10 protein-coding genes and 1 other RNA gene are annotated in these 12468 nt (G+C 40.3%); 4 read left to right on the plus strand and 7 right to left on the minus strand.

The window, feature by feature from the left end; all coding sequences use genetic code 11:
• Position 1: 1 nt before the first annotated feature.
• From fsa to ffs, 3 genes are all read right to left on the minus strand, one after another.
• Complete coding sequence (gene fsa / locus BLS32_RS15215) at positions 2-658, minus strand: fructose-6-phosphate aldolase (protein WP_091397807.1); 657 nt, start codon at positions 656-658, stop codon at positions 2-4.
• Between the two features lie 277 nt (positions 659-935).
• Entirely contained in the window at positions 936-1739 is an 804-nt protein-coding gene (locus BLS32_RS15220) for an SDR family oxidoreductase (RefSeq protein ID WP_091397809.1), read from the minus strand.
• Between the two features lie 333 nt (positions 1740-2072).
• Positions 2073-2171: signal recognition particle sRNA small type (gene ffs / locus BLS32_RS15225), an RNA gene on the minus strand.
• Between the two features lie 88 nt (positions 2172-2259).
• Between ffs and BLS32_RS15230 the strand changes: the two genes are divergently transcribed.
• Positions 2260-3315 carry a glutaminyl-peptide cyclotransferase gene (locus tag BLS32_RS15230; RefSeq protein ID WP_091398421.1) on the plus strand — a complete coding sequence of 352 codons (1056 nt, stop codon included), beginning with the start codon at positions 2260-2262 and terminating at the stop codon, positions 3313-3315.
• Positions 3316-3451: 136 nt separating this feature from the next.
• Positions 3452-4285 carry an alpha/beta hydrolase gene (locus BLS32_RS15235; RefSeq protein WP_139171787.1) on the plus strand — a complete coding sequence of 278 codons (834 nt, stop codon included), beginning with the start codon at positions 3452-3454 and terminating at the stop codon, positions 4283-4285.
• 31 nt (positions 4286-4316) lie between these two features.
• Here the strand turns inward: BLS32_RS15235 and BLS32_RS15240 are convergent, their stop codons facing one another.
• Complete coding sequence (locus BLS32_RS15240) at positions 4317-4985, minus strand: hypothetical protein (protein ID WP_091397813.1); 669 nt, start codon at positions 4983-4985, stop codon at positions 4317-4319.
• A 110-nt stretch (positions 4986-5095) separates the two neighbouring features.
• Here BLS32_RS15240 and BLS32_RS15245 point away from each other — a divergent pair, with 110 nt between their 5' ends.
• Positions 5096-5791: a carboxypeptidase-like regulatory domain-containing protein gene (locus BLS32_RS15245; protein WP_091397816.1), complete on the plus strand. Its 696-nt coding sequence runs from the start codon at positions 5096-5098 to the stop codon at positions 5789-5791.
• 47 nt (positions 5792-5838) lie between these two features.
• Here BLS32_RS15245 and dnaK read toward each other — a convergent pair whose 3' ends face one another.
• Positions 5839-7734, minus strand: coding sequence for a molecular chaperone DnaK (dnaK, locus tag BLS32_RS15250; RefSeq protein WP_091397819.1), 1896 nt, complete (start codon positions 7732-7734; stop codon positions 5839-5841).
• A gap of 231 nt (positions 7735-7965) precedes the next feature.
• Positions 7966-8871 carry an EamA family transporter gene (locus BLS32_RS15255; protein ID WP_091398424.1) on the minus strand — a complete coding sequence of 302 codons (906 nt, stop codon included), beginning with the start codon at positions 8869-8871 and terminating at the stop codon, positions 7966-7968.
• A 304-nt stretch (positions 8872-9175) separates the two neighbouring features.
• Between BLS32_RS15255 and BLS32_RS15260 the strand changes: the two genes are divergently transcribed.
• On the plus strand, positions 9176-10603 hold the full coding sequence (locus tag BLS32_RS15260; RefSeq protein ID WP_091397822.1) for an L-serine ammonia-lyase: 1428 nt from the start codon (positions 9176-9178) through the stop codon (positions 10601-10603).
• A 146-nt stretch (positions 10604-10749) separates the two neighbouring features.
• Here BLS32_RS15260 and BLS32_RS15265 read toward each other — a convergent pair whose 3' ends face one another.
• A complete protein-coding gene (locus tag BLS32_RS15265; RefSeq protein ID WP_091397824.1) occupies positions 10750-12468 on the minus strand; it encodes a HAMP domain-containing sensor histidine kinase in 1719 nt (572 codons plus the stop codon).

A 12468-nucleotide genomic window follows, 5' to 3' on the forward strand; every position in this document is an offset into this window, starting at 1 on the left:
ATTATTTATTTCCCTTCTCGTAATCCGCAAGGAATTGCGCCAATCCCAAATCAGTCAAAGGATGTTTCAACAAGCCTAAAATCACAGACAATGGTCCGGTCATTACATCAGCACCAATTTTAGCACAATTTACGATGTGCATCGTGTGGCGCACAGAAGCTGCTAAAATCTCAGTTTCATAACCGTAATTGTCATAAATTAAACGGATTTCTTCAATTAGGTTCAAACCGTCAGTAGAAATATCGTCCAATCTTCCAATGAATGGCGAGCAATAAGCAGCTCCGGCTTTCGCACACAACAACGCTTGTCCAGGCGAAAATACTAAAGTCATGTTCACGCGGATTCCTTTATCAGAAAAATACTTACAAGCACGGATTCCGTCTCTGGTCGTTGGCAATTTTACCACGATCTGATCGTGCAATTCTGCCAGCTCCTCGCCTTCTTTAACCATCAAATCATATTCGGTTGCGATTACTTCCGCGCTCACATCTCCGGTCACGAGGTTGCAAATGTCAACATAATGCTTCAAAATGTTGTTTCTTCCGGTAATGTCTTCTTTTGCCATCAACGACGGATTTGTAGTCACGCCATCAAGAACGCCAAGTTCCTGCGCTTCCTTAATATCTTTCAGGTTTGCTGTGTCAATAAAAAATTTCATATGTGTATAATTAAATTGTGTTTTGCTTTTTTGGGCGTGTCCCTGCGGGTCAGGCTTTCCGCTGCAATCTCTTTTGCCACATGTTATTTTCTGAAGAAGAAAATTTTGTGCTGGCAAAAAAGGATTTCCACTGCAATCCTTCACGCGAACCGACGCAAAATTACAACATTCTGCCGATTTAAAACTTTCAACTTCTTCCTTTTGGCAATGCTTTTAACTTTTTCTAAATATCTGCAAAGTATTTCACTTTTGCCCTATGCCTTTTTACTTATAACTTCTACAACTTATAATGGTTCATCAGCATTTTCTCATATCGTTTATCTGGCAAAATGCGTTTCAGTACAATCGAGAATTTTGATAAGAATGGCCCAACTTTATAATGCACATTCGGTTTTTGCGTGTTGATGATTTTGTAGATCGCTTCGGCCATTTCTTTCGGGTCGTGTCCGCCGCTGACTTGTTCGTTGATCAACTGAACGGTTTTTCCATAAACCGCTTTATAAGCAGAATTTTCGCGCACCGGCGCATGATAGCGGTGATCGGCGATATTGGTTGCGAATTCTCCCGGAGCCACATTTGTGACTTCAATCCCGAAAGGCTTTACTTCTATCCTGATCGCTTCCGTAAGGATTTCGAGCGCACCTTTTGCTGCCGAATAAATGCCGCGATACGGCAATCCCATATAACCGGCAATCGACGTAATATTAATGATCAACCCTGATTTTTGCGAACGCATTTGCGGCAAAACCGCTTTCATAACTTCAATCGGGCCAAATAAGTTGGTTTCAAAATTGTTGCGGATTTCTTCGGTTGGGATTTCCTCAACCGGGCCAATGATTCCAACACCCGCATTGTTAATGACAACATCGATTCGCCCTGAAATGGAAATGACTTTTGCTACGGCAGTCTGGATGCTTTCCACATTTCTGACGTCGAGCGCGATCAAAGGAAATACAGAATTGGTGATTTTTTGTGGATTCCGGCTGGTGCCATAAACGACAAAGCCTTTATTGTGCAGGAATTCCCCAATCGATTTCCCGATTCCGGATGAACCGCCGGTGATTAAAACTACTTTATCCATTTATAGAATTGAGATGTGAGAATTTAGATTTCGAACGTAAAGATAAGGGATGATTTTTGATTTACGACAGATGAAGTTTGATTTACCGTAGACAAAGTTTGAATACGAAACGTAAATCGTATGTCTGAAATCGTAATTTTTTTTAAATCGCAATTTGTTTTGAAAATTTATCATCCGGCTTAGCCCCGATTGCAGCCGGTATCCTTTTTTTGGCGAGGAACGAGGCGGAAAAGATAAAGGCGGAAAGCGGGACGAAACATCATTTGAAAACAAATGCCTGTGCTCCTAAAACAAAAAAACCCTCCAAAAAGGAAGATTTTCTGTTAATTTTAAAAAAGGCAAGCGACCTACATCGCACCGCTACGACCATATACCTTTGCTATGTTCCCATCCTGGAGGATTCTACGGGAGCTGGTCGTGTAGGACTTGCCGTTGCAAATATACAATCTTTTTGTATTTTCGCAAGAGCAAAACGGGATATTCGTTGGCTTTAAACCATAAACGGAACAAAAAAATACGCATGAAAAAACATAAACTGTTATCAGTCATTCTATTAGGCGCATCTATTTTTAGCTGTGACCACAATAAAAAAAATCAAGAAAGTTATTTTGGCTTCGATGAGGCGAAGATAAAAGCGCAATATGAGCCGTCGGAGACTGTAAATGTGGCCATTTTAAATGCGCAAAATAAAAAAATTGACAGCATTGTTTATTATGTGAACGATAAAAACATTGCTTCGAAAAAAAGCGCTGAAGGCGTTTCATTTGACTTAAAAGGAAAAAAACTAGGTTATCAGAACCTCAAAGCTCTGGTCTATTTTGATGGCGATACGGCTGGCGAAGAAGTCAATGGCCGCGTGGAAGTGATTTCGGATGTACAGCCAAAATTACTGAGTTATACAGTTGTAAATACCTATCCGCACGATACCAAATCGTTTACGGAAGGGCTCGAATTTTTTCGCGATACGCTGATGGAAAGCACCGGACAGAAAGGCGCTTCATACTTTAGGAAAATCAATTACAAAACGGGTTATGTGTTTAAGCAGATCAATATGGAACCGCAGTATTTTGGCGAAGGAATTACGGTGATTGGAGGCAAGATTTTCCAGTTGACATGGCAGGATAATACCGGATTTGTGTACAATGCAAACAGTTTAAAACTGGAGAAAACATTTCATTATGATAAAAAAATTGAAGGCTGGGGAATGACAAATGACGGCAAGGTGATTTATGAATCGGATGGTACGGAGAAAATCTGGATGATGGATCCGGCGACGCAGAAAATCTCAGATTATATCAATGTTTATTCCGGCAGCAACAAAATCAAGGCGATCAATGAGCTCGAATGGATCAATGGTAAAATCTACGGAAACATCTGGCAGAAAGATGCAATTGCAGTGATCAATCCTGCAACGGGCGCAGTGGAAAGTGTTTTAAACCTTGCTGATTTAAGAAAGCAAATTACGGCTCCGGATGCTGAAGTACTGAACGGAATCGCTTACAACCCAAAAACCAAAACGATTTTCGTAACGGGCAAATACTGGGATAAAATGTTTGAGATCAAAGTGGCAGAATAAACCCATTTCAGAATATTTTAAAGCCGGGTCATTCCATTTGTCCGGCTTTTTTATTGGAACGTGCTTGCAAAAAGTTAAATGCGTTGAATTTCAGGCTTATATTTCCGATCTTCCTACAAATCAAAATGAAAAGGCTATGAAAATGTATTTGATCTTATTTATAATGACAGCTTTATGGAGTTGTTCCGAGGATGATAAAAATTCTGAAACACCTGCAAAACTTGAAGCGCAAACATTACTAAATGTTTCTTATGGTGCTGATCCACAGCAAAAAATCGATATTTATCTGCCTGAGCGCATGAATAACAATACAACTAAAGTGTTGTTTCTCGTTCACGGCGGCGGCTGGAGTGGCGGATCGAAGGAAGACATGACCGCTTCAGTCGCGATTGCAAAACAACTGTTTCCCGATCATGCGTTTGTGAATATCGGATACCGGTTGGCCACGACTGCAAGTCCGGCTTATCCAAAACAAATCAATGACATTCAGGCTGCGGTTTCACATATGGAAAATGGCGGTTTTAACCTTTCAAAACAATATGCGTTTCTTGGCGTAAGTGCTGGCGGACATTTGTCAATGCTGTATTCGTACCATTTTGATCCCGAACATCACGTACAGGCCATTTGCAATATTGTCGGCCCGAGTGATTTTAACGATCCGGCATATGCCGAAAGTCCGCTTGCAGACCAATTGTTCGTTTATGTGACATCTGATATTACGCCGCAATTCCTGTCGGAAGTCAGCCCGATTACACACATAAATTCGCTTTCTGCACCGACAATCCAGTTTATGGGAAATGCTGATCCATTGGTTCCTATTTCACAAGGCCAAAGGCTTCAAGCGAAATTAGATGTGATGGATGTTCCAAACGAACTCCACATTTACAATGCAGAACATGGCAATTTCAGTCCGGCTGATACGCAGGACATTTATACGAAACTTGGCATTTTCTTTTCAGCACATTTCTAAAAAAAAAATCCCGAACTGAATCGGGATTTTTTTATCTTCTTTTCTTTGTCGCTCCAGGTTTAGATGCTGGAGTTGAAGTCGCGGCCGCAGCAGATTTCACCGAATCATATTTATTATCTGCAGCATTATAAGTCAGCTTATTCTCCTGCGTCTTGTTTTTCAGGACAATATCGCCGTCAGGTGAAAGTGTCAAAGCAAAACCTTCATTTCGCATTTTCTCACTCGTTTGCGACGCATTTTTGCCCTTATCGAGCCAAAGTATTTCTGTGATTTTTGTAGAAACCTGTATGTTGGAATGCAATTGCGTTTTAGTTGCTGCATTCCAGATTTCAGTTACCGTTGTGGTTTTGTCTTCTTTTTTATCTGGAATTTCGGTAAAGCTCTTTTCTGTCCAGGCGATACTGTAAAGCGGTGTTCCTTTTGAATTGAATGGTGTGATCGTGCAGTTTGTCGGAAGGTTGTCTTTCGTCGTTGCACCAGGAATGCTCTTCAGCGAAAGCGTGTCTTTCTGGGATTTGTTATCAACAATAACATAGAAAGAATAATCATTTTTCTTCTTTAGTAATTCGGCGGTCAGGTTGCCGGATTTGGTTAAAACCATTTTATTGGCATTTGTGGCCTTTGCAGGTTTTTTGGATTTTTGGGCGAATGAAACTCCAGAGATCAAAACAGCAGCAAGCAATAGTGTTATTTTTTTCATAGTATATATTTGAGGAAACCGAATTTACAAAAAATACAAACGCAAAAACAGCGAAATGATTTTATTGAAAGTTAAAAATTTGCTTTACAGAAATTTATTACATTTTGCTTATGCCGAAAATAGAAATCAACATTCCGAAACCGTGCGGTGAAAACTGGAACCAAATGTCGCCAAGCGAAAAAGGTCGTTTTTGTGATTCCTGCCAGAAAACCGTTTATAATTTTACAAAATTATCGGATAAAGCGATTGTTGAGAAAATCCAGTCGGAAAGTTCTTTATGTGGAAGATTTTCGAATGCGCAGATGAACCGTGAATTGCTACTTCCGAAAAAGAAATCTGCAATTTGGACTGCTTCAATTACAGGAATTTTGAGTTTTCTAAGTTCAGCCAATGAAAAAAGTCAGGCGCAGGCAAAACCTGAAACTGTCCAAACAATCCAAAATGAAGAATTTATTGGAAAAGCAATTATCGAAACTAAAAGAAATCTATCTATTACTGGAAGTGTCGCCGATGATAGCGGATTAATGATACCTACAGCGCAAGTAAAAATATTAGGAACCGAAATTGCTACAGCAACTGATTTTGACGGAGATTTTAACATCTTTGCCGAAGTGAACGATACTTTGGTTTTTTCCTTTCTGGGCTTCGAGGATTATAAAATGACTGTTAAACAGAAAGAACCTATAAAAATAATTATGAAAACTGACATTACAATATTAGACGGCACCGTCACTACAGGCGACATATATGTAAAGCGCAGTTTACTTGGCCGCATCATTAATTCGATCGGAAATATCTTTAAATGAAAAAACCGGACATTGCTGCCCGGTTTCCAATCTATAATTCAGAAGGATTATTTCACTTCTTCATAATCTACATCCTGAACGTTATCGCCTTGCGCGTCACCTTGTGGCTGTGCGTCACCTTGCGGCTGCGCTCCACCTTGGTCACCTTGAGCATACATTGCTTCAGTAGCGGTTTTCCAAGCTGCGTTGACGTTGTCAAGACCTTTTTGGATGGCTTCAACATCTTGTCCCTGGTGTGCCATTCTCAATTCGGTCAATGCATATTCGATCGCTGTTTTGTGATCGGCTGACAATTTATCTCCCAATTCTTTCAACTGGCTTTCCGTTTGGAAAATCATGCTGTCGGCTTCGTTCAATTTGTCGATTCTTTCTTTTGCGATTTTATCCGCTCCAGCGTTAGCTTCAGCATCTTTTTTCATTCTTTCGATTTCTTCTGCAGTAAGTCCTGAAGAAGCTTCGATACGAATGTCATGAGATTTTCCTGTTCCTTTATCAGTTGCAGACACTTTGATGATTCCGTTTGCATCAATATCAAAAGTCACTTCAATTTGCGGAACACCTCTTGGCGCTGGCGGAATTCCGTCTAAGTGGAAACGACCAATCGTTTTGTTATCAACAGCCAATGCTCTTTCTCCTTGCAACACGTGGATTTCAACGCTTGGCTGAGAATCTGCTGCTGTAGAGAAAACCTGAGATTTTTTAGTTGGGATTGTTGTGTTTGATTCGATCAATTTCGTCAAAACACCACCCATAGTTTCAATTCCGAGTGACAAAGGCGTAACGTCTAACAACAATACATCTTTTACATCACCAGATAAAACGCCACCTTGAATCGCAGCACCAATCGCTACAACTTCATCAGGATTTACGCCTTTTGATGGTTTTTTTCCGAAGAATTTCTCAACTTCTTCCTGGATTCTTGGGATTCTTGTAGAACCACCAACCAGGATTACTTCGTCGATATCAGATTTTGACAAACCTGCATCTTTCAACGCTTTTGCAACTGGTTCCATCGATCTTTTGATCAGTGAATCTGCCAATTGCTCGAATTTTGCTTTCGATAATTTTTTCACCAAGTGTTTTGGTCCTGAAGCCGTAGCCGTAACATAAGGCAAGTTGATTTCAGTTTCTGCACCGGCAGACAATTCGATTTTCGCTTTTTCAGCAGCTTCTTTCAAACGTTGCAATGACATTGGATCCAAACGCAAGTCGATGCCTTCGTCATTTTTGAATTCGTCAGCCAACCAGTCAATGATTACCTGGTCAAAATCGTCTCCACCCAAGTGTGTGTCACCATTTGTAGACAATACTTCGAAAACACCGTCACCCAATTCAAGGATAGAAATATCAAAAGTACCACCACCTAAATCGTACACTGCAATTTTCTGGTCGATTCCTTTTTTGTCTAATCCATAAGCCAAAGCTGCAGCCGTTGGCTCGTTAATGATACGCATTACTTTTAAACCAGCAATCTCACCAGCTTCTTTCGTAGCCTGGCGTTGCGCATCGTTAAAGTATGCAGGAACAGTAATAACCGCTTCAGTTACGGTTTGTCCCAAATAATCTTCAGCTGTTTTTTTCATTTTCTGCAAAGTCATCGCAGAAAGTTCTTGTGAAGTATACAAACGACCGTCAATGTCCACACGTGGCGTATTGTTGTCACCTTGCACTACTTTATAAGGTACTCTTGTTGCTTCATCTTTAGATTCTGCGTAAGTGTGACCTACGAAACGTTTGATCGAAGCAATCGTTTTTGTAGGATTGGTAACCGCTTGTCTTTTCGCAGCATCACCTACTTTAATTTCGCCACCTTCAACAAAAGCAATGACAGACGGCGTTGTTCTTTTTCCTTCTGAATTAGGGATTACTACCGCTTCACTGCCTTCCATTACGGCCACGCAAGAGTTCGTCGTTCCTAAGTCAATTCCAATTATTTTACCCATTTTTAATATATTTAATTTTTATTCGTGTGTGTATTTTTAAACTCGGCGAGCATTAGACAATCTTTGTGCCATGTCGGGAAAATATGTAAATTGTCAGTTTTTGTTAAAATTTGTCATTTCAATAGCTGACAAGTTGGCATTTTTTTGAGTTTTATTAGGAGCTAATCCCGCTATCCGCTGCAATCTTTTATTCCGCTACGCTGCATGAAAGGATTTCCGCTGCTATCGGGGCTAAGGTTTTTCAATCGCAATTGTGTTCCTTCTAAAAAGATATTTTTCATTAAAAATCACAACCGACAATAATATCAATCCATAAGAAACGATTTGAATATCATCAATCTCTTCCTTAAAATAAAACACGGCCAGTAAAAAATTGATCATCGGATTGATGTACATCAAAATCCCAACTGCCGACGATTTCATGCCTTTTAAAGCATACAACTGCAAAAACATCGGAATGATCGTAAACAAAACCACAATAAACGTCAACATGATGTAAAACAACGATTCCTGCGGAATGCTGCCACTGTATTTAGGAAAAAACGGGATCAACACTGCCGCAACGATTACCATTTGGATCGTAAGCATCACAAATTTGTCAAACTGGTTGTTTTTCCTTTGGATAATCAGGTAAAAAGCAAAACTCAAAGCAATGAAAAAACTGTAAATCAAATCTTTCTGGCTCCCAATTGACAAGATCGCACAACTCGCTAAACTTACTGCTACTGCGACCCATTGCCATTTGCTAAGTTGTTCTTTCAAAATAAAAAACGCCAAAATTGTAGTCAAAATCGGGCACAACAAATACGCAAACGACGCCGATTTTAAGCTGACATGATTGACGGCATAAATGAACAAAAACCAGTTTGTCACCAATAAAAATCCGCTAACTATGGTTAAAATTATGGTACTTCGCCGTGCTTTTTTATTAAAACTTTTAAAAACTTTTAAATCATTTTTTAAGGCTTTTCTTCTAAAAACCAAATTGATAACCAACAGCAAAGTCACGGCATAAAACACGCGGTAAAACAAAATATCCAACGACCGATACAAATGCAAAGGCTTTAAAACCAGACTAAAAAATCCCCAAATCACAAAAGCGGCAATCGCAGAAACGTAATATTTATTCGTTGGCATGTTTGGAAATTTTGCCGCAAAGGTACACAAGCCCATCACAATTAAATGCAAAACTGAATAACTATTCTAGCCTAAGCTCTTAATGTCTTTTAATACCTTAGATGAAATTCACTGAACTCCAATTAAAATGAGAGTCTGGTTAAGTAATGCTTAATTTTTTTCAAAACTAATTTCCCAAAAAACTAAATTTTTAAAGTATTCCAATTTTAAAAATCATATTTTATCAAATTCTCAATTTTTAACGCCACTAAAACGTTTTAATTCTGCAATCGTTATATATTTGTCACTCAAATAATGTTTTGTTATGGAAGAATGTATTTCTGTTTTTGATATGCTAAAAATCGGTGTCGGACCTTCAAGTTCGCACACACTCGGGCCTTGGCGCGCCGCCGAACGTTTTCTGTCGGAATTGCGTTCTGAAGGTTTTTTGCAGCAAACAGAACGCGTCAAAATCGACCTTTACGGGTCGCTTTCCCTAACCGGAAAAGGCCACGCTACTGATCTTGCGGTAATGCTCGGTCTCAGCGGACAAGATCCTGAATACATCCCGATTAATGATATTTCCGGCATTATCAAATCGATAGAAGACAAACAGCAAATCAATCTTGGTAATGAAATGATCATTCCATTTTCGTTTTTACAAGACATTGTTTTTAATAAAAACTTCCTGCCTTTTCATGCAAACGGACTGACTTTTACCGCTTATTTGTCAAATGATTCTCAATACGAATCGACCTTTTACTCTATCGGTGGCGGATTTGTGGTCAAAGAAGAACGCATCAATGCGAAGAAAAAAATCGAGATCAAATGCGCGTTTCCATTTCCAATTCAAAACGCCGAAGAACTTTTAAATTATACGATTTCCGAAAATAAAAAAATCTCAGAAATCGTTTACGACAACGAAAAATCGATGCGTTCTGAAGAAGTGATCGATCACGAACTGATGCGCATCTGGAATACGATGCTCGAATGCATGTACATCGGCTGCCATTCAGAAGGGATTTTGCCCGGCGGATTGAATGTACGCCGACGTGCTTTCGACATGCACCAAAACTTAATAGGATTGGCTAATTATTCAAATCCGCAAGAATGGCTCGAACAAATCCGCAAAACGGAAGTCAAATTCCGCCAGATCTTAAAATGGGTGTCGTGTTTTGCACTGGCTGTAAATGAAGTCAATGCAGCTTTAGGCCGCGTTGTTACTGCGCCTACAAACGGAAGCGCCGGCGTAATCCCAGCCGTTTTAATGTATTATTTGGTAATCGAAAACCACAATGCCGGACCAAATGAGATCAAGCAATTTTTAATGGTTGCAGGCGAAATTGGCAGCATTTTCAAAAAAGGCTCTACAATTTCTGCCGCTATGGGCGGATGCCAAGCCGAAATTGGCGTGTCGTCATCAATGGCAGCGGCTGCGCTCGTTGAAGTCATGGGCGGTACTCCCGAACAGGTTTTAATGGCTGCCGAAATCGCAATGGAACACCATTTGGGCTTGACTTGCGACCCAATTGGCGGACTCGTACAAATTCCGTGTATCGAAAGAAATACCATGGGCGCGATCAAAGCGATCAATGCCGCCGAACTTGCGATGGAAACAGATGCCAGAAACGCCAAAGTGCCATTGGATAAAGTCATCAATACGATGTGGCAAACTGCAAAAGACATGAATTCGAAGTACAAAGAAACTTCTGAAGGCGGATTGGCAGTGGCTGTGAATATGGCAGATTGTTGATGGAGTGCCTGAGTTAAAAACGCTATTGTCATTTTGAGTCGCTTTTTCATTTCAAAACTCCCCTAGCCCTGATAGAAGCGGCATCCTTTTGTGCAACGCAGTGAAACAAAAGATAGAGCGGATAGCAGGAAAAAGCTCCTGAAAAATCAAACAATTCCCAATCTGAAATAAAACGTACTTCCCAATCCCAGCGCGCTCTCCACGCCTATTGTCCCAGATTGCGCCTCGATAAATTCCTTGCTGATGGCCAGGCCGAGGCCAGTTCCCGATTTGTGGCTGCCAGGAACCTGGAAATATTTGTCAAAAATCTTGGATTGATAATGTTTATCAATGCCTTTTCCGGTGTCTGTTACCTGAAAAATAATTTGTTGCGCTTCTCGTTTTAAATGGACTGTAATCTTGCTGTTTTCTGAAGAATAACGGATCGCGTTGGTCAGGAAATTGATCAAAACCCAGGCAGTTTTTTCGGTGTCGGCTTTCACATTTGGCAGATTGGATTCTGTATGGATGACCAGTTCGGCATGCTTTTGTTCGGCTTGTGCTTTTACCGCTTCCATGGCATAATTTACAATTTCATACGGATTGCTTTTTTCGATATTGAGTTGAATGTTGCCGGTTTCCAGCTGTGAAAGTTCGAGCAATTCGCCGGTAATTTTGAGGAGTCTTTGGCTGTCGTCTTTAATGCTTTCAATCAGCAATTGCTGTTCTTCATTTACCATTCCGGTCGCCGGTTTTTCCAGCAGCTGCAAACTGAGTTTGATCGATGCGATCGGGGTTTTCAATTCATGTGAAATCGTAGCGATGAAATTGGTTTTGGCAAAATCGAGTTCTTTAAAAAGCGTGATGTTCCGGAGGATAATGACGTTTCCAATGTCGATTGTCCGGTCTTCGCCAATGGGCGTAATCGTAATGTTGACAGTTTCTTTTTCGAAATAGCTTTCCTTATTATCGGCATAGATTTTCATTGGGTGCGGTTTCCCGGATTCGAGGTCATTAATGATCAGCGATTTCAGCAAGTCATTGGTTAACGCCAATGTAGACGCAGATTTTCCTATGATATCTTCAGATTTTAATCCGATGATCCGAAGCGCTTCATCATTCACAAACAAAATCGTTCCTTCGTTGTCGAGTCCGATGATTGGGTCGTGCATGTTGTTGATCAGCGTTTCGAGCCGCTGCTTTTCAAATAACAGTTTATACAAATTGCTATTGTTGTATTCCTGCAGTTTTTCCGCCATGGTATTGAATGATTTTGCAAGGTCGCCAAACTCGTTATGATTTGTAAACCGCACACGCTCAGAATAATTCTTATTCGCAATTTGCTGGATGCTGGCTGTTAATTCCTTGATTGGATTGGCAATGTTATTCGGTAAATTCACTAGCAAATTAAATGCGATCAAAAAACACAACGTTCCGGTAATGGCAATGTAAAAATTTGCAGCTTCGGCAGTTTTCCTGGCGACTTCATTTTTCTGCTTGATCGCTGCCATATTGAGTTTCATGATCTCAAAAATATCGCGGCGCACGGCACTTTTAACGTGTTCATTGTTCGGGTCTTTTTTGAGCAGATTGAAATTTTTCTGCAAGGACATTGTAAAATTGTTTTCTCCGGGTTCGGTTACATTGGCAGTTTGATTCTTTAAGCTCGATTCGAAAATTTGTGTCGATTGCGTTTGCTCAGGCAGAATTTCATCAATGGCAAGCAACATATTTCGGGAATATTCAAGCGAATTGTAATTGGCTTTCAGGATATTCTCCGTGTCTTTTTTGATCTGAAACACATAAAAAGCCGCCGTAAGCGCCAGTATAATAATCAGCACAAATAACAATCCGACGCCGAGGTTGAGTTTGGTTTTAATTTTCAT

The organism is Flavobacterium noncentrifugens (genome assembly GCF_900100375.1).
In the GTDB taxonomy this organism is placed as follows: Bacteria; Bacteroidota; Bacteroidia; order Flavobacteriales; family Flavobacteriaceae; genus Flavobacterium; species Flavobacterium noncentrifugens.